The 17510-nt window shown below is 71.7% G+C and carries 16 protein-coding genes and 1 pseudogene; 6 read left to right on the top strand and 11 right to left on the bottom strand.

Annotated features, from left to right (window positions below):
* Positions 1-735: 735 nt before the first annotated feature.
* The gene (gene argS / locus AC067U_RS23000) at positions 736-2511 is read right to left on the bottom strand and encodes an arginine--tRNA ligase (protein WP_478831595.1); all 1776 of its coding nucleotides are present in this window, start codon (positions 2509-2511) and stop codon (positions 736-738) included.
* Positions 2512-2751: 240 nt separating this feature from the next.
* On the opposite strand from argS, the gene lysS reads away from it, so the two are divergent.
* Positions 2752-4485 carry a lysine--tRNA ligase gene (lysS, locus tag AC067U_RS22995; RefSeq protein ID WP_478831594.1) on the top strand — a complete coding sequence of 578 codons (1734 nt, stop codon included), beginning with the start codon at positions 2752-2754 and terminating at the stop codon, positions 4483-4485.
* A gap of 224 nt (positions 4486-4709) precedes the next feature.
* Here the strand turns inward: lysS and AC067U_RS22990 are convergent, their stop codons facing one another.
* The 4 genes from AC067U_RS22990 to AC067U_RS22975 form a co-directional block, all read right to left on the bottom strand.
* The gene (locus AC067U_RS22990) at positions 4710-4904 is read right to left on the bottom strand and encodes a DUF1918 domain-containing protein (protein WP_478831593.1); all 195 of its coding nucleotides are present in this window, start codon (positions 4902-4904) and stop codon (positions 4710-4712) included.
* A 122-nt stretch (positions 4905-5026) separates the two neighbouring features.
* Positions 5027-6655 carry a DUF2637 domain-containing protein gene (locus AC067U_RS22985; protein ID WP_478831592.1) on the bottom strand — a complete coding sequence of 543 codons (1629 nt, stop codon included), beginning with the start codon at positions 6653-6655 and terminating at the stop codon, positions 5027-5029.
* Positions 6656-6724: 69 nt separating this feature from the next.
* Positions 6725-7483: a DUF3558 domain-containing protein gene (locus AC067U_RS22980; protein WP_478831591.1), complete on the bottom strand. Its 759-nt coding sequence runs from the start codon at positions 7481-7483 to the stop codon at positions 6725-6727.
* Between the two features lie 100 nt (positions 7484-7583).
* Complete coding sequence (locus AC067U_RS22975) at positions 7584-8498, bottom strand: DUF3558 domain-containing protein (RefSeq protein WP_478831590.1); 915 nt, start codon at positions 8496-8498, stop codon at positions 7584-7586.
* Positions 8499-8679: 181 nt separating this feature from the next.
* Here AC067U_RS22975 and AC067U_RS22970 point away from each other — a divergent pair, with 181 nt between their 5' ends.
* A complete protein-coding gene (locus tag AC067U_RS22970) occupies positions 8680-9873 on the top strand; it encodes an RtcB family protein (protein WP_478831589.1) in 1194 nt (397 codons plus the stop codon).
* A gap of 103 nt (positions 9874-9976) precedes the next feature.
* Here AC067U_RS22970 and AC067U_RS22965 read toward each other — a convergent pair whose 3' ends face one another.
* On the bottom strand, positions 9977-10810 hold the full coding sequence (locus tag AC067U_RS22965) for a hypothetical protein (RefSeq protein WP_478831588.1): 834 nt from the start codon (positions 10808-10810) through the stop codon (positions 9977-9979).
* 156 nt (positions 10811-10966) lie between these two features.
* The gene (locus AC067U_RS22960; RefSeq protein WP_478831587.1) at positions 10967-11536 is read right to left on the bottom strand and encodes a Uma2 family endonuclease; all 570 of its coding nucleotides are present in this window, start codon (positions 11534-11536) and stop codon (positions 10967-10969) included.
* A gap of 275 nt (positions 11537-11811) precedes the next feature.
* Between AC067U_RS22960 and AC067U_RS22955 the strand changes: the two genes are divergently transcribed.
* Complete coding sequence (locus AC067U_RS22955) at positions 11812-12357, top strand: polysaccharide deacetylase family protein (protein ID WP_478831586.1); 546 nt, start codon at positions 11812-11814, stop codon at positions 12355-12357.
* Positions 12358-12533: 176 nt separating this feature from the next.
* On the opposite strand, the gene AC067U_RS22950 is transcribed toward AC067U_RS22955, so the two are convergent.
* Together AC067U_RS22950 and AC067U_RS22945 are read right to left on the bottom strand one after the other, a co-directional pair.
* Positions 12534-13295: an SDR family NAD(P)-dependent oxidoreductase gene (locus tag AC067U_RS22950; protein WP_478831585.1), complete on the bottom strand. Its 762-nt coding sequence runs from the start codon at positions 13293-13295 to the stop codon at positions 12534-12536.
* A 117-nt stretch (positions 13296-13412) separates the two neighbouring features.
* Entirely contained in the window at positions 13413-13748 is a 336-nt protein-coding gene (locus tag AC067U_RS22945) for a YnfA family protein (RefSeq protein ID WP_478831584.1), read from the bottom strand.
* A 182-nt stretch (positions 13749-13930) separates the two neighbouring features.
* Here AC067U_RS22945 and AC067U_RS22940 point away from each other — a divergent pair, with 182 nt between their 5' ends.
* The gene (locus tag AC067U_RS22940; RefSeq protein WP_478831583.1) at positions 13931-14455 is read left to right on the top strand and encodes a hypothetical protein; all 525 of its coding nucleotides are present in this window, start codon (positions 13931-13933) and stop codon (positions 14453-14455) included.
* Positions 14456-14531: 76 nt separating this feature from the next.
* On the opposite strand, the gene AC067U_RS22935 is transcribed toward AC067U_RS22940, so the two are convergent.
* Together AC067U_RS22935 and AC067U_RS22930 are read right to left on the bottom strand one after the other, a co-directional pair.
* Complete coding sequence (locus tag AC067U_RS22935; protein ID WP_478831582.1) at positions 14532-15284, bottom strand: Mut7-C RNAse domain-containing protein; 753 nt, start codon at positions 15282-15284, stop codon at positions 14532-14534.
* Positions 15285-15369: 85 nt separating this feature from the next.
* The gene (locus AC067U_RS22930) at positions 15370-15798 is read right to left on the bottom strand and encodes a winged helix-turn-helix transcriptional regulator (RefSeq protein ID WP_478831581.1); all 429 of its coding nucleotides are present in this window, start codon (positions 15796-15798) and stop codon (positions 15370-15372) included.
* A gap of 181 nt (positions 15799-15979) precedes the next feature.
* Between AC067U_RS22930 and AC067U_RS22925 the strand changes: the two genes are divergently transcribed.
* Both AC067U_RS22925 and AC067U_RS22920 read left to right on the top strand, forming a co-directional pair.
* Complete coding sequence (locus tag AC067U_RS22925; RefSeq protein ID WP_478831655.1) at positions 15980-16876, top strand: NADP-dependent oxidoreductase; 897 nt, start codon at positions 15980-15982, stop codon at positions 16874-16876.
* Between the two features lie 214 nt (positions 16877-17090).
* A pseudogene (locus AC067U_RS22920) lies at positions 17091-17510 on the top strand (collagen-like protein); the annotation flags it as partial.

Below are 17510 nucleotides of genomic sequence, written 5' to 3'. Positions count from 1 at the left end.
GTCCGGCCACCGGCGGCCCGCACCCGCCGTCGGGCAGAAGCGCGTAGCGATTTGGTGCGCCCGGACCGGCTCGGATTACGTAGATCTGATCCACTTCACTTCCGCGTCCCGCCCGGAGGGCGGCTGACCGAGCGCGAGCCGCTGCCCGTGCCCGCCAACGCCAGAGCGAATGTGGCCTCGGTCCCTCCATGCCATCCCCCGGGGGCGGCCCGACAGTCCTTGTCGTTGCGTGACGGTCGTCGGTGTCAAGGGTGGCCCGAAGGGCCATCGGCTTGCCGACGCGACGAAGGAGCGCCCTTGACGCCGGCGGGCGGCACGTAATGACACTGGGACTGCCGGGCAGCCCCCGGAGCTCCTCGCTCCCGCTTCGCCGGAGCGGGCTGCGTGCGCGCGGCAGAGATCCCTGCGGGGCGATTTCCCCACCCCGCCCCTTCCCGAGACTGGGGCTTCGCCCCAGTCCCCGTTCCGGGGCTTCGCCCCAGTCCCCGTTCCGGGGCTTCGCCCCAGTCCCCGTTCCGGGGCTTCGCCCCAGTCCCCGTTCCGGGGCTCCGCCCCATCCCCCTCCCCGGGCTCCGCCCCAGCCCCCTCCCCGGGGCTCCGCCCCAGCCCCCTCCCCGGGCTCCGCCCCAGCCCCGTGGGGGCTCCGCCCCAACCCCTCCCCCCAACCCCGAAAGACCCCGGCAGCCGTGCTGCCGGGGTCTTTCGCGTCGATGTGCCGCTGTGCGCGGCGGCTCGTCAGAGGCGCTCGGGGGTGCGGATGCCCAGGAGGGACATGCCCTTGCTCAGGGTGCGGGCGGTCAGGTCGATCAGGAAGAGGCGGTTCTCCTGGAGCTCCGCCGTCTCGGCCTGGGCGACCGGGCACTGGTCGTAGAACGCGGTGAGGTGCGAGGCCAGCTGGTACAGGTACGCGGCCAGCTTGTGCGGCGCGTACTCCTTGGCCGCGTCCGCGATCAGCTCGCCGAAGCCGTCCAGGTGCAGGCCCATCGCACGCTCGGCCGGGGCCAGCGGGAGCTCCGGGTGCGCCACCGGCGTCACCTCGGCCAGCCGGCGCTGGATCGACCGGATCCGGGCGTACGCGTACTGCAGGTACACGGACGTGTCGCCGTTCAGCGAGACCATCTGGTCCAGGTCGAACTTGTAGTCGCGGGCCGCGGACGTGGACAGGTCGGCGTACTTCACCGCGCCGATGCCGACGTACTGGCCGTTCTCCACGATCTCCTGCTCGGTCAGCCCCACCTTCCCGGCCTTCTCGCGGACCACGGCCGTCGCCCGGTCGACCGCCTCGTCCAGCAGGTCCACCAGCCGGACCGTCTCGCCCTCACGGGTCTTGAACGGCTTGCCGTCGGCGCCCAGCACCGTGCCGAACGCCAGCTGGTAGGCGTGGGTGTCCTCGTTCAGCCAGCCGGCCCGGCGGGCCGTCTCGAAGACCATCTTGAAGTGCAGGGACTGGCGCGCGTCCACCACGTACACCAGGCTGTTCGCCTTCAGGTTCCCCACGCGGTCGCGGATCGCCGACAGGTCCGTGGCCGCGTAGCCGAAACCGCCGTCCGACTTCTGCACGATCAGCGGGGTCGGCTGGCCGTCCGGGCCCTTGTACTCGTCGAAGAACACGCACAGCGCGCCGTTGGAGCGGACGGCCACGCCCGACTCCTCCAGCAGCCGGCAGGTCTCCACCAGCATGTCGTTGTAGCCGGACTCGCCGACGATGTCCGGGTCCTGGATGTCCATGTCCAGCTTGTCGAAGACCGAGTAGAAGTAGATCTTCGACTCGTCCACGAACCGCTGCCACAGCGCGAGCGTCTGCTCCTCGCCCGCCTGGAGCTCGACCACCCGGGCCCGCGCTCGGGTCTTGAACTCCTCGTCGGCGTCGAAGAGCGCGCGCGAGGCCTTGTAGAGGCGGTTGAGGTTGGACATCGCCGCCTCGCCCGACTCCTCCACCGACTCCTCGGCGGACTTGTGGTCCAGCTCGTGCGGGTGCTCCATCAGGTACTGGATGAGCATGCCGAACTGGGTGCCCCAGTCGCCGATGTGGTGCCGGCGGACCACCTGCTCGCCGGTGAACTCCAGGATCTCCACCATCGCGGCACCGATCACCGCGGACCGCAGGTGGCCGACGTGCATCTCCTTGGCCACGTTCGGCTGCGCGTAGTCGATCACCGTGACGCCGGCGTCCTCGTTCACCGGGACGCCGAGGCGGGCGTCCGCGGCGCGCGCCGCAAGCGTCTCGACGATCGCCCGGTCGGAGACCGTGATGTTGAGGAAGCCGGGGCCGGAGACCTCGACCTCCTCGATGACCCCGCCCTTGTCCAGACCCTCGACCACCGTGGTCGCCAGCTCGCGCGGGTTGGCCTTGGCCTTCTTCGCGAGCGCCAGGATGCCGTTGGCCTGGAAGTCGGCCCGGTCGCTTCGTCGCAGCAGCGGGTCGGCAGCACCGGCCTCCGGCAGCGCGGAGACGAGGGCGGCGGCGACGCGCTGATTGACGGACGAAGCGAGGGAAGGGACCGAGGCCATGGGCTGCCGTTCCTGTGAGGTCGGTACGCGGGTCAGCGGGCGGACCCGGACCTTGTTTGTTCTGACGAAAGACGAGTATCCCACGCGGAGGCCCCCGCCCCCGCGGGATAAACCCGAAGCCCCCCGCGAGGCAAAGCCCGAAGCACCCGAGGCGTAAAGAAGCAGCGGGGAGCAACCCCCGACCGGCACCATCCGTCTGGGAGAATGCTTGAAGCAGCATTCGAGATAGAAGGACGTGTCGTGGCTCAGAGCGCCCAGAGCACCACCGAGACCGACTGGGTCTCCCGTTTCGCGGACGAGGTCATCGCCGAGGCGGAGCGGCGTGCGCCGGGCAAACCTGTCGTCGTCGCGTCCGGCCTCTCCCCGTCCGGACCCATCCACCTGGGCAACCTCCGCGAGGTCATGACCCCGCACCTGGTCGCGGACGAGATCCGCCGCCGCGGGTACGAGGTCCGGCACGTGCTGTCCTGGGACGACTACGACCGCTACCGGAAGGTGCCGAAGGGCATCCCCGGCGTGACGGAGGAGTCGCACGCCCAGCACATCGGCCGTCCGCTGACCGCCGTCCCGGCGCCCGAGGGCTCCGAGTACGCCAGCTGGGCCGAGCACTTCAAGGCCGCCATGGTCGAGTCCCTGGCCGAGCTGGGCGTCGAGTACGACCCGATCAGCCAGACCGAGCAGTACACCACCGGCGCCTACCGCGAGCAGGTCCTGTTCGCGATGAAGCACCGCGGCGACATCGACGCGGTCCTCGCCCAGTACCGGACCAAGCCCAAGGCCGGGAAGAAGTCGCAGAAGCCGGTCGACGAGGCCGAGCTGGAGGCCGCCGAGGGCTCCGGCGCCGCGTCCGAGGACGACGGCAGCGCCGAGGGCACCGAGTACTTCCCGTACAAGCCGTACTGCAGCGCGTGCAACAAGGACTTCACCCAGGTCACGTCCTACGACGACGAGACCACGGAGATGACCTACGTCTGCACCGAGGACGGCAACACCGAGACGGTCAAGCTGTCCGAGTTCAACCGCGGCAAGCTCGTCTGGAAGGTCGACTGGCCGATGCGCTGGGCCTTCGAGGGCGTGGTCTTCGAGCCGTCCGGCGTGGACCACTCCTCGCCCGGCTCGTCCTTCCAGGTCGGCGGCCAGATCGTGCACATCTTCGGCGGAGAGCAGCCGATCGGCCCGATGTACGCCTTCGTCGGCATCAGCGGCATGGCCAAGATGTCCTCCAGCAAGGGTGGGGTCCCCACCCCGGCCGACGCGCTGAAGATCATGGAGCCGCAGCTGCTGCGCTGGCTGTACGCCCGCCGCCGGCCCAACCAGTCCTTCAAGATCGCCTTCGACCAGGAGATCCAGCGGCTCTACGACGAGTGGGACAAGCTGGAGGCCAAGGTCGCCGACGGCAGCGTGCTGCCGGCCGACGCCGCCGCGCACTCCCGCGCCGTACGCGTCGCCTCGCACGAGCTGCCCCGCACGCCGCGCCCGATGCCGTACCGGACCCTGGCGTCCGTCGTCGACATCACCGCCGGTGCCGAGGACCAGACCCTGCGCATCCTCTCTGACCTGGAGCCGGACCGCCCGCTGGCCTCCCTCGACGAGGTCCGGCCGCGCCTGGACCGCGCCGAGAACTGGATCACCACCCAGGTCCCGGCCGACCAGCGCACCCTGGTCCGCGCGGAGCCCGACACCGAGCTGCTCGCCTCGCTCGACGAGGACGGCCGCCGCTCCCTGGAGCTGCTGGTCGACGGACTGGACTCGCACTGGTCCCTGGACGGCCTCACCACGCTGGTCTACGGCGTACCGAAGGTCATGGCCGGCCTGGAGCCCGACGCCAAGCCGACGCCGGAGCTGAAGGTCGCCCAGCGCGAGTTCTTCGCCCTGCTCTACCGGCTGCTGGTGACCCGGGAGACCGGGCCGCGCCTGCCCACGCTGCTGCTGGCCGTGGGCGCGGACCGGGTACGCAAGCTCCTGGCCGCGTAACCGCGGCCGGAGGGCCGGGCCGGTCGGACCGGCCGGAGCGGTCCGACCGTTCGGCCTGCTGCGCATGAGGGCCCGCACCCGGACGGGGGTGCGGGTCCTCACCGCGTTCGGCGGTCGGTCGCCGGCGGTCAGTGGCCGGCGGTCGGTCGCCGGGGGGTCGGTCGCCGGTGGCCGGTCGCCGGTGGTCGGTGGCGCGCGTCGGCTGTCGGCGGCGCGCGTCGGCGTCAGCCGTCGTCGGAGAAGTGGCGGACGACCGTGTCCGGACCCGGCGACATCAACGTCTCGTGGCCGTCCTCGAACCGCACCCGGTACGGCGGGCCGCCGTCCGCGCCGAGCACCTCGATTACCTCGGCCGTCCGGTCGTGCTGTCCGACGATCCGGCCGTGCACCAACAGCCGGTCGCCCACGCTTGCCTGCACCTGTCTGCCCTCTTTCCCGCGCTTCCGCGCTTGGCTGCGCTGTCCGGGAACGGACTCCCCGGGGCGGCGCGCAGGTATGCGCGAGGTCGCCGGAATGGCCGTAGGGCGCGCCCGGCCCGGCGTCAGGCGATGTGCTCGGCCTCGGCCTCGCGCTCGTAGCGGTGGCGCAGCTCCGGCATCATCCGGCGGAGCAGCGAAGAGCTCCGCGGGTGGGTGACCCCGTAGCCGTCCGCGAGGTGTATTTCGAGCGCCTCGGGGGTCGGGAAGTTGCCGTGCTCGGCGAGGAACGTGCGGAGCACCTTGTACGCCGCCTCCCCGAACTCCCGCTCGCTGATCGCACCCGGCTCGTCCTCGGCGCGGGGGCCGGGGATGGGCAGCTGCTGCTGCTCGCCCGTGGCCGCCCCGGCGGCCTGGACCGGCTGCGGGGCCGCCGGCACTCCTTCCGGCTCCTCGGCCGGGCCGGCCGGAGGCGCCACCGGGATGGGCTCCAGGCCCTCGACGTACTGCGGGTTGTAGCCCCCCTGGTACCCCGCCTGCGGGGCCTTCGGCCCGGCGAACCACGCGCTGTCGTGGGCCGCGGGCATGGCGGTCGGGTCGACGGCGAACGGGGCCGGGTGGGGGTGCTGGCTCTGCTGGCCCTGCTGGGGCTGGGCAGCCTGGGGAGCCTGGGGAGCCTGGGGAGCGCCGGGGACCCCCTGAACGCCCTGGACTGCCTGGGCTTCCTGAGCTCCCTGGGCCTGCTGGGCCTGCTGGGCCGCCTGCGCGGCCACCGCCTGCTGAGCCGCGGACGCGGCCGCGGACGCGGCCTGCGGGTCCTGGGCGCCCTGGTACGGGCCCTGCGGGCCGGACTGTGCGCCCTGCGTTCCCTGCCCGCTCTGCCCGCCCTGAGCCGCCTGCCCGCCCTGCGCACCCGGGTGCGCTGCCGCCGGGCCACCCTGGGCCACCTGGTTCGACGTCCCCGACGCCTGCACCTCGGCCACAGCCAGGGCCTCGGCCCCGCCGGCCTCGGGCACCCCGCCCGACGGCAGACCCGGACGGGTCGGGGCCGGGGGCAGCAGCACCGGATCGATGCCGGCCGCCGCCAGGCCCTCGGGGGCGGTCTGGGACAGCGGGACGCCGATCCGGGCCAGCCGCAGCGGCATCAGCGCCTCCACCGGGGCCTTGCGCCGCCAGGCCCGGCCGTACCGGGCCTGCAGACGCGCCTGGTAGATCAGCCGGTCCTGCTCCATGCCGACCGCCTGCTCGTACGAGCGCAGCTCCCACAGCTTCATCCGGCGCCACAGCTTGAAGGTCGGGACCGGGGACAGCAGCCAGCGGGTGATCCGCACCCCCTCCATGTGCCGGTCCGCGGTGATGTCCGCGATCCGGCCCACCGCGTGCCGGGCCGCCTCCACCGTGACCACGAACAGCACCGGGATCACCGCGTGCATACCGACGCCCAACGGGTCCGGCCAGGCCGCCGCACCGTTGAACGCGATCGTCGCGGCCGTCAGCAGCCACGCGGTCTGGCGCAGCAGCGGGAACGGGATCCGGATCCACGTCAGCAGCAGGTCCAGCGCGAGCAGCACACAGATGCCCGCGTCGATGCCGATCGGGAAGACCAGCGAGAAGGCGCCGAAGCCCTTCTTCAACGCCAGCGCGCGGACCGCGGCGTAGGAACCGGCGAAACCGATCCCCGCGATGACGACCGCACCGGCGATCACCACACCGATGAGTATTCGGTGGGTCCGAGTCAGTTGCATCGCGGCCACCCGCGCTCCCCTTCCCTATCCGCTGAAACGAGCTCTGGCAGGGGCCAGAGTACGGGTGACCGCCAGGAGTTACTGCTGGGGCTGCTGGTTCGCGCTGCCGACCGTGCCCACGGCCTCCTTCGCCGCGGTCACCGCGCCCTCCAGCAGCTTCGCGTGCTCGGGAGCCTTCGCGCCCTCGTACGAGGCGCCGTTGTAGTCGAGGGAGATCACCACGTTCTGGGTGCGCACCACCACGGTGGTGTTGAAGAAGTCCACCCCGTCCTTCTTCGTGGTGTAGATGACGCTCGTCGCCTGGTCGCCGACACCGGCGGCCGCCTCGGCCTTGACGTTCTGCGCGCCCTCGGACGCCTTCGCCGCCTCGACCTGCTTCCCGTACTGCTCCTCGGCGCGCTTGTTGCCGCTGCCGAGGGTGGCCTGGGAGTCGTAGCGGACCAGCGAGACCGCGAGCCAGCGGTAGTCCGAGCCCTTCAGACCGTCCTCGTCGAGGCCGTTCCAGGAGCAGCCGCCGCGGCTGGCGAGGTCGTTGGACTTGGTCGCCGCGCCGTTCTTGTCCTTGACCTCGGGGACCAGGGTCTCGATGGTCTTCGCCTGGACCACCTTGCAGGGCTCGGGCAGCTTGTCGAACGCCGCCTTCTCCAGCTTCGGCTCGGCGGAGGCCTTGGCGCCGCCCGGAGCGGCGGAGGAGGAAGCGGACGAACCGGACTTCTTCTTCTCGTCGCCGGAGCCCGAACCCTTGTCGGAATCGGAGGAACAGCCTGCCACGGTGAGGATCACCGGGACGGCTGCGCAGGCGAGAACGCGAGTGAGGCGCGAGGCTGATCGGTGCATGTTTCCTTCAATGACTCGTCGGCGGGACCCCGCAACGGTAGCCCGACCGGGTGACCGCATGCTGTGCGCGCCGTCACGCCGGGGGCTGCCGGAGGGGTCGTCAGTCGCTGAACCGGTCGGCCAGGGCGTCCGCCAACTCCCTTGCCAGTTCCTGGGTTTCCTCGCTCGACGGGACGGCGCCGGGGGTCGTCGGCTGGACGCTGTAGTCGAGCGTGACGATGACGTTCGCGGTGCGGAAAACGATCCGCACGGTACGGGACTGCGGGGTCGCGGCGCCCGTGGCCGGGGCCAGCCGGTCGTCGAGGAAGGCCTCGCCGGCGAGGTCGTCGAGGCGGCGGGATCCGGGAGCCGCGCCGGTGCCGGGCGTGGCGCCGGGCGTGGCGGGAGTGCCGGCGCCCGGGGCCGTGCCCGTGGCGGACCCGGGGGCGGGGGCGCCGGTGGCGGGCGGCGTTTTCGTGCCGGGGGACGTGCCCGCGGCGCTGCCGGCCGCCGTCCCCGTCGCGCCCGTCGGGGCGGTCGGCGCGGGGGCGCTCGGGGTCGGTGCGCCCGGGGTCGGGGTGGAAGCGGCCGGCAGGCCGGCTCCCACGAGCAGGCGCTCGTAGACCTGGTGCGCCTTGTCGTCGTCGCTGTGGGTGGCGCGGTCATAGGAGACGACCCGCTCGAAGCCGACGAACAGCAGCCGGGTGGTGTCGGCGTCCTCCGCCTTCCAGCGGCAGCCGACGCGCCGGTCGCTGTCGTAGGAGGTGTCGGCGACCCCGGCGTAGAGCTGGTCCTTCTCCTCCTGGGTGAGGGTGGGCGCCGGGGGCAGCATGACCTTCAGGCGCTTGCCGTCGACGGCCTTGCACGGCATCGGCAGCATCCGGTACTTGCCGGGTGGCGCGGGCGCCGGGGCCTTGGCGCCGCTCTTCGCGTCCCCGCTGCCGGACTTGCTCCCGCCGTCCCCGGTGCACCCGGCGGTGAGCAGGGTGAGCATCGCGAGGCCCGGCAGGGCCAGCCGTACTGCCTTGCGCTGCACGTCCTGTGGCTCCCTCGGTCGGAAAATCCGTTGCCGCGGTGAGGCGGCGGCTGGACACAATGTCTACCGCACGCGCTGGCGCTGACGCCGGTCCCCTGTCTCTTTTGGGGCCAAGAGCGAGGCTTTTTGCGTAATCAGATCTATCTTTGATTCATGGGGATTTAAGGGCTGTGGGGACGATATGTCGTATGTAGAGGTGCCTGGGGCGAAGGTTCCGATCCGGATGTGGGCGGACCCGGCCACGGTCGAGGACCAGGCCATGCAGCAGCTCCGCAACACGGCCACCCTCCCGTGGATCAAGGGCCTGGCGGTCATGCCGGACGTCCATTACGGCAAGGGTGCGACGGTCGGCTCGGTGATCGCCATGAAGGACGCGATCTGCCCGGCGGCGGTGGGCGTGGACATCGGCTGCGGCATGTCGGCGGTGAAGACCTCGCTGACCGCGAACGACCTCCCGGGCGACCTGTCCAAGCTCCGCTCGAAGATCGAGCAGGCGATCCCGGTCGGCACCGGCATGCACCGCGAGGCGGTGGACCCGGCGCGGCTGTACGGCTTCGGGCCGGCGGCTTTCGACGACCTGTGGACGCGGTTCGACTACCTGGCGGAGGAGGTCAAGTTCCGGCGGGATCGGGCGCTGAGGCAGCTGGGAACTCTCGGGCAGGGCAACCATTTTGTGGAGCTTTGTGTCGATATGTCCGATTCGGTGTGGCTCATGCTGCACTCGGGATCCCGGGGCATCGGGAACCAACTCGCCTCGCACCACATCTCGGTGGCCCGCGGCCTCTCGCACAACCAGGGCCTGATCGACCGGGACCTGGCGGTGTTCCTCGCCGCCACGCCGGAGATGGACGCGTACCGCAGCGACCTCTTCTGGGCGCAGGAGTACGCGAAGTACAACCGTGCGGTGATGATGAGCCTGTTCAAGGAGGTCGTCCGGCGGGAGTTCCGCAAGGCGAAGGTGGCCTTCACGCAGGAGATCAACTGCCATCACAACTACGTGGCGGAGGAGCGCTACGACGGGATGGACCTGCTGGTTACCCGTAAGGGCGCGATCCGGGCCGGCAGTGGTGATTACGGGATCATCCCGGGCTCGATGGGCACGGGGTCCTACATCGTGAAGGGCCTCGGGAACGAGAAGTCGTTCAACTCGGCCTCGCACGGGGCGGGCCGGAGGATGAGCCGGACCGCGGCGAAGAAGAGGTTCTCCGCGCGGGACCTCGCGGAGCAGACGCGGGGCGTGGAGTGCCGCAAGGACGCGGGCGTCGTGGACGAGATCCCCGGCGCGTACAAGTCGATCGACCAGGTCATCGACCAGCAGACGGATCTGGTGCAGGTGGTGGCCAAGCTCAAGCAGGTCATCTGCGTGAAGGGCTGACAGGCAGGGCGTACCTGTCGGGGGAGCGGAGGAGCCCGGACCATCACGCGGTCCGGGCTCCTCCGCGAGCGCACTCGGGCGCTGCCTGTCTGCGGCCTATGAGCTACAGCGTGGGAGCGCCCAGATACCCGCTTCGAATTCGCCAAAGACGCATTTGACAGCTCTGCTTTGTCCGCCCGAGCGCTACGGATGCCGCGCCCGGATCACCGATGCGTGCCAGCTGGAGGTCTTCGGCAGGTGTCCAGCGCCGACGTGGTGGGGCAACCTTCATCTCCGCCGGGCGCACCCAAGTTTGGAGCGCTTCGGCGTTTGCCTGCTTGTGCGCGAGCGCGAGGCAGCCCTCGGTGTAGAGGTGGACCGCAAGCCGCTGCGCTGTCTCCTTGAAGTAGACGACGTTGTAGACGCGGTCGCGCTGGTTCCGTGACGGCTGCCGGACAGTCCCCGTGAGGTTCTCTGCGTAGGCGCAGAGAAAGGCGGTAATGGCCGTGCTGGCCGAGGTCAGTGCCAGGAAAGGCCAGCCCTGGGCGGTCCAACCGAGCGAACCATCCGCGTCGATGATTCCGCGCAGGTAGTCGCGACGTGAGAACTCTCCTTTGGGAGGTTCGATACGCAATGACTTCTTGCCGTATGGGACCCCCAACTCATTGATGATGGTCCGGGCCTCCAGTGAGCACACCGTCCAGGTCGCAGAGTGAGCCCGCTCTGCGAAGTTTGTTGCGCGCACACGCTCTGTGATGGAGCTGTTGTACGGAGTGAGTTGCTGAAACCTGTTCAGGATGTCGATGTCGCGGACGTTGAGCTCGACAGAGAGCTTGCCCTTTTGGCCCGCACCTTTAGCGAGGTGTCCATCGGCCTGGATGAAGCCGAACATGTACGCGTAGTTCGGGTCCCGGAGGTCCATGAAGCGAGTTGGCTCGCTAGGGTCGTGCACAGCCATGAGGAAGCTCCTCTTCCTTCGCTGATGAGGCCCGCGCCGGGACTGCCATCCCGGCGCGGGCCGTTCTTGTGCTCGACGTTAGGTCTGATGTGCGGCTCATATGGGCGTTCGTGGGCAGTTCACCCGAGTGAGTGAGGGTGTGCGCCGTTCCGCGGCTCAGTCGTCCTCGCCTTCGCCCAGGAGGCGGTCGACCGGGAGGTCGAGGGTGACGCCGATGTGCTTGGGGAGTGGGACGGATGTCCCGCGTCGGTAGGTCAGGCGGGATCGGTACGCGCCGTGGACGGGGTCGGTGTAGAGGACGACTTCGTCGTGGTGCCGGTCGGCGATCAGGTAGGCCGGGATGATTGCTCGGGCGTAGCACTCGACCTTCGTGCCCAGGTCGTCGGACCAGTTGGAACCCGTGACCTCGGCGACCAGGCGGAAGGCGTGTGGTGCGTGGCAGTTCCGCTCGATGTGGGCGTTCTTGAAGTCGGCCTCGACGAGTGAGAAGTCCGGGACGGCGTAGTCATGCGGTCCGGTCGGCAGCCAGAGGCCAATGGCCTGGAGGTATTTCAGGCCTGCGGTGCGGGCGCCGGCTCTGTGGAAGTCGACGATGAGCCTGGTCAGCACGAGTGCGTGCGTTCCGTCGGCGTGTGGGGCCGCGGTGAGTCTGCCCTGGAGGATCTCCACTCGGTACCCGGGGAGTTCATTGGACAGGCGGTCTGCGGCTTCCGTGATCGTAGTCACGGCTACTCACGCTTTCGGCGGCGTAGCCGTGGCCGCCGGCATTTCGCGCGCATTCACCCATACCGGCTTGAGGTGGTGCGGAGTGGCAACTTCCTCTTGAAGTACGGGGGTTGACCGGCCGATTGGTCTAGACAATGGTGTGGCACATGCGGAGATCACGTGTGGTTGTTGCTGTGCTCGCGTCCGGGGCGCTGAGCTTGGGGATGGTTGGGTCCGCGCAGGCCGGGGTGGGGTTGCCGCCGGCGGTGTCGCAGGTGCCGACTCAGGAGAAGGTCGTGTTCATCACGATCGATGACGGGTGGTATCACGATCCGGCTGTGGCACAGACGTTGGTCGAGAAGCGGGTGCCGGTTTCGTTGTTCCTGCTGCCCGGCGCTACCTCGTACGACACTCAGTACTTCACTCGGCTGACGGAGGAGGGGCGGGCGACGGTGGAGAACCACACCGTCAACCATCCGGATCTGACCACACTGGACGCGGCCGGAAAGGATGCCGAGGTGTGTGGGGCGGGGGAGCAGTTGCAGCAGACCTTCGGGCGGGCGCCGAAGCTGCTGCGCCCGCCGTACGGGGCGGTGAACGACGAGGTGAGGCTGGCCGCCAAGGCGTGCGGGGTGAAGGCGCTGGTGACCTGGACGCACGACTTCACGACTTGGGGCGATGTCCCGCCGCCCACGCCGGAGTTGAAGGCGGGGGACGTGGTGCTGCTGCACTTCACGCCCACGCTGGGCGCCGACCTCCAGCGCGCCCTGGACGCAGCGAAGGCTGCCGGGCTGAAGCCGGCCGCGCTGATGCCGCACCTGAAGGCGGCCGGGCTGGTCTGACCGCGCGCCCGCCCGCGACACCGCGGCTCGGACCGATCCAGGGGGTCGGTCCGGGCCGCGGCCATGCTCCGCGCGGAAGCCCTGGGGGCGAGTGGCCGGCCCGGGCGGCGGGCTCGGGCGCAGGGCCCCCGGCCTCGGGCTCAGGGCCCGGCCCCGGCTTCCGCCCCGGAAGGGGTCTACAGCTCGCGGTGGACCTTGGTGTTGGAGGCCTGGGCGCGGGGGCGGACGACCAGGAGGTCGATGTTGACGTGGCTGGGGCGGGTGACCGCCCAGGTGATGGTGTCGGCGACGTCGTCGGCGCTGAGCGGCTCGGCGACGCCCTCGTAGACCTTGGCTGCCTTGGTGGTGTCGCCGCGGAAGCGGGTGGTCGCGAATTCTTCGGTCTTGACCATGCCGGGGGCGATCTCGATGACCCGGACCGGGCGGCCGACGATCTCCAGGCGGAGGGTTTCGGCGAGGACGCGGGCGCCGTTCTTCGCGGCGACGTAGCCGGCGCCGCCTTCGTAGGTGGCGTGGCCGGCGGTGGAGGACAGGATGACCACGGTGCCGTCGCCGGAGGCGTCCAGGGCGGGGAGCAGGGCCTGGGTGACGTTGAGGGTGCCGATGACGTTGGTCTCGTACATGGTGCGCCAGTCGGCGGGGTCGCCGGTGGCGACGGGCTCGGCGCCGATGGCGCCGCCGGCGTTGTTGATCAGGACGTCGCAGCGGTCGAGGGAGGCGGCGAGGGCGTCGACGGCGGCGCGGTCGGTGACGTCGAGGGGGTGGGCGGCGGCGGAGTGGCCGGCGGTGCGGAGCTCCTCGGCGAGGGCCTCGATGCGGTCCTTGCGGCGGGCGGTGAGGACGACGTGGTAGCCGGCGGCGGCGAGCTGCCGGGCGGTGGCCGCGCCGATGCCGCTGCTCGCGCCGGTGACTACTGCGGTCCGGGTGGCCGTGCTCATGTGCTCGCTCCTCGGTGGTGGCCGTGGCCGTGCCGCGCGGCCTTGTGGGCCCCGTACGCGTGTGCGGTCCTGGTGTGTCTGTCCCGGCCAGGATAGGCGCGCGGTACGGGCCGGGCGTCAGCGGCCGCGGGGCATGTACATGATCACCGTCACGCCGGCCAGGCAGATCAGGGCGCCGGTCACGTCCCAGCGGTCGGGGCGGTAGCCGTCGGCGACCGCGCCCCAGGCGAGGGAGCCGGCGATGAAGACCCCGCCGTACGCGGCGAGGACGCGGGCGAAGTCGCCCTGCGGCTGGAGGGTGGCGGCGAAGCCGTAGAGGCCGAGGGCGATGACGCCGGCGCCGATCCAGGCCCAGCCGCGGTGTTCCCGTACGCCCTGCCAGACGAGCCAGGCGCCGCCGATCTCCAGGAGGGCGGCGAGCAGGAACAGGGCGGCGGAGCGGAGGATCAGCATGGCGGAAACACTGCCATGGCCGCGGTGGCGCGACGGGTGCGAGGGGTGTCCGGATGGTGCAACGGCCTGCCCTCGTTCGTGTGACGGTCCGATGAGACGACCGGAGCGGTGGTTAGCGTCCGCGGGTGGAGGTGGTCGCGGTGGGCGTTCGTCGAGCCGTACGGAGGGCCGTACGCAGGGTCGTGCGCAGTGCAGTGGTGGCCGGGGCGGTGGCCGTGACGGCCATGGCGCTCCCGGCCGGGGCGGCGGCAGCGGCGTCCGGGCCCGACGGTGCCGGGCGTGACGGCGCCGGGCCCGCGCGCGCCGGGGCCGCCGGGGCGGCGCCCGAGGCCGATGTGGCGTACCACGGGCGGGTCTCGCTCGCCGAGGGCAGGCTGGCGGTGCTGCTGATCCCGGAGAACGAGGGGCCCGCCGCGGTGCCCGCGGCCACGCTCCGACTGCGCCTGTCGGCCGACCTGGCCGCCGAGCAGGCCTTCGCCGAGGGCTGCGCGCGGTCGGGGCCGCGCGTGGTGGTGTGCGAGACGGGCGCCCTGCCCCCGCACGGTCGGGGCCGGCACATCGCGCTGGTGCTGGGGCTCAAGGAGCGCCCGTCGGAGGTCACCGTGCGGGTCGACACCTGGTGGAACGGCGGTGCGACCGACCGGAACCTGGCCAACAACGAGCACGCCGTGCTGGCCCTGGACACGGGCGACGTCTACGCCTTCTGACGTCCGCGGCGTCTGACACCGAAGAATTCTGACGCCTACGACTTCCGACGCCTACGACTTCTGAGGCGGCGCGGCGCTACGGCGTGGGCTGGCGGGTGATGCCCAGGCCGCCGAACTCCTCGACGGCCTCGGAGACGATGCGCTCCAGGCGGGCGTGGTGCGCGCCGCGCCAGTAGACGCGTTCGCACTCCGAGCACTGGGCGAAGACCTCGTATGAGCGGTGCGTGCCGCTCTCCAGGCGGTCGCCGACGCTCGCCTTGTCCGCGGAGTGCAGCGGCCCGTTGCAGGCCGTGCAGCGGGTCCAGGGGGCGAGCTGGGGCGCGAACCGGCCCAGCACGTCCCGGAGTTGCTCGTCGGGCCGGTCGCTGTAGACGTACGCGCCGGCCCAGATCTCGCGGCGGCGCAGCAGCCCGCGGTCCCGGGAGAGCAGCACGCGGCGCTCGGCGGCCGAGCGGGTGGCGAGGGCGGGGTCGCCGATGTCCTCGTTCTCGTACGCTGCGTCCACGCCGAGCAGGCGGAGCCGGCGGGCGAGCGTGCCGAGGTGTACGTCGAGCAGGAAGCGGAGCGGGGCGCCGGGGACCTCCTGGGGCCGGGTGACCCCGCAGACCTCGACGTGCTGTCCGGCCCGGGGAACGTACGAGACGGACACCTCCTCGCCGTCCACGAGTAGCCGGCCGACCTCGGTGAGCGGCACGCCGGCGGATTCCACGACGTGGCCGAGGCTGGAGGAGCCGTCGGTGGGCGTCGGGATGCGGTCGGACCGCCGGGCCGGCGGGGCGAAGAGCCGCAGCTCGGGGGCGAGGGTGAGGTGGATGTCGGGTCCGTTCACGGGCCCAGCATGCCATCGCTCGGGGCGCGGGCGGGACGGGTTTTCGGCGTCCTGCGGGTGCCGGCCCGCGGCGGCCCGCCGCGGGCTACGCGGGCTCGTGCGACGCCGCTGCCGCTTCGTCGTAGGCGGTGCGGGCCGCGTGGACCTCGTCGAAGTGGTTCTCGGCCCAGGTCCGCACGTTGCCGAGGAGGCAGGCGAGGTTGTCGCCGAGCGGGGTCAGGGCGTAGTCGACGCGGGCGGGAACGGAGGGGGTGACGGTGCGGGTCACCAGGCCGTCGCGCTCCAGGGAGCGCAGGGTCTGGGTGAGCATCTTCTGGCTCACGCCGGGGATGGCGCGGCCGAGGTCGCTGTAGCGGAGGCCGCCGGACCCGCTGTCGCGCAGGACGCCGACGACGATGCCGACCCACTTGTCGCTGATCCGCGCGAGGAGGTGGCTGGTCGGGCACTCCTGGAGGAACGCGTCGTAGGCGGCGCGGGCGTCGGCGCGGCGGGCGGCGGCGGTCTGCGTGGCCATGGGTCCTCACTTCCGGGTGGGGTACGCACTTCCGAGTGCGTCCTTACGAAAGGAAAGTAACTCTCCCTAAGTTAGTGCTCGTCGGCAGGACGAGACGGCCGAAAGTGACAAACCGATGTCACGAACCGAAGTCACGAATCGAAGTGACGAACCGAGGGAGGGTCCGATGGGCAACGAGACGATGCGCGCGGTGGTGGTGGAGGGCTTCGGCGGTCCCGAGGTCGTGAAGGTCGCTGAGGTGCCGGTGCCGAGGCCGGCGGCCGGCCAGGTCCGGGTCCGGGTCCGGGCGGCGGGTCTCAACCCGGTCGACGGGGCGACCCGCGTCGGCGTCTTCGGCGGTGAGGGGGAGCGGCTCGGCCTCGGCTGGGACGTCGCCGGGGAGATCGACGCGCTCGGCGAGGGCGTCGAGGGCTGGACCGCCGGCGAGCGGGTGATAGCCCTGCACTACGGGCCGGTGAAGGTGCTGGGCACGCACGCCGAGTACGTCGTCCTGGACGCGGACGCGCTGGCGGCGGCCCCGGCCACCGTGGACGACGTGGCGGCGGCGGTCCTGCCGCTGGGCGGGCTGACGGCCGCCCGGGCGCTGGACCTGCTGGAGCTCAAGGCCGGGGCCTCGGTGCTGATCACCGGCGCGGCCGGAGTGGTGGGCGGGTTCGCGGTGCAGCTCGCGGCACGGGCCGGCCTGGTGGTGACCGCGCTGGCGGGCGCGGCCGACGAGGAGCTCGTACGCGGCCTGGGGGCGGCGCACTTCGTGCCGCGCGGGTCGGAACCGGCCGGGCAGGTGGACGGTGTCCTGGACGCGGCGCGGCTCGGCGAGGCGGCGCTGGCGTTCGCCCGGGACGGCGGCTCGTACGTCGGCCTGCACCCGGGCGTCGGCCCGGCGCCGGTCCGGGGTGTCCGGGTGGTCGACCAGGAGGTGGCGGCGGACGGCGCGCTCCTGGTCCGGCTGGCGGCGCTGGTGGACGAGGGCGTGCTGACGCTCCGGGTGGGCGAGACGTACGCACTGTCCGACGCGGCCAAGGCGCACGCCCGGCTGGCGGAGGGCGGCTTGCGGGGCCGTGTCGTCCTGACGCCCTGACCGGCGTGGATTGTGTCCCCCAGGCTGCCAGGGGGACGGACGGCGCGCCGGGTTTCGTACGCATGGACGAGCCCGGGGTGCGCCGAAGGTTGGAAGCCGTTGCGTGCCTGGCGGGCTCGGGCTTGGGCGGGGCCGAATGATTCCGGTGGAAGTTTGAACGTTTTACACCGAATCATCCCTGTCTGGATTTCGGTCCGGCGTAAGGAGCACGTGTATGAGTCCTGAGTTCGGGACACGATCGCAGCTCGGTCCGCTGCCCCGCCGGAGGGCGGTGGCGGTGTCCGGGGCGTTCGCCTCGCTGGCCCTCGTCCTGACGGGCGTGGCCGGCCCCGCGGTCGCCCAGGCGCAGGCGGTCAAGGAGGCGGCGGCGGTCGGCGAGGTCACCCCGTCGGGCGGCGGTGAGGACTGCAAGGACGACCACGGCCGTCCCGACCGGCCGCGTCCCGACCGGCCGCACGGCTCGCCTGCGGCGAAGGCCGGCGAGCCGGGCCGGGCGGTCTCGCACCTCAAGCCGGGCGACGGTCACGACGACCACGGCAAGTGCAAGGACGGGAAGGGCAAGGGCGCCACCGGCCCGACGGGTCCCACCGGCCCGACGGGTGACACCGGTCCGACGGGTCCGCAGGGCGGCACA

This window comes from Streptomyces sp. NPDC043853 (assembly GCF_056436025.1).
The sequence above is the reverse complement of the archived record's forward strand: the minus strand, read 5'-3'. Positions and strand labels throughout refer to the sequence as shown.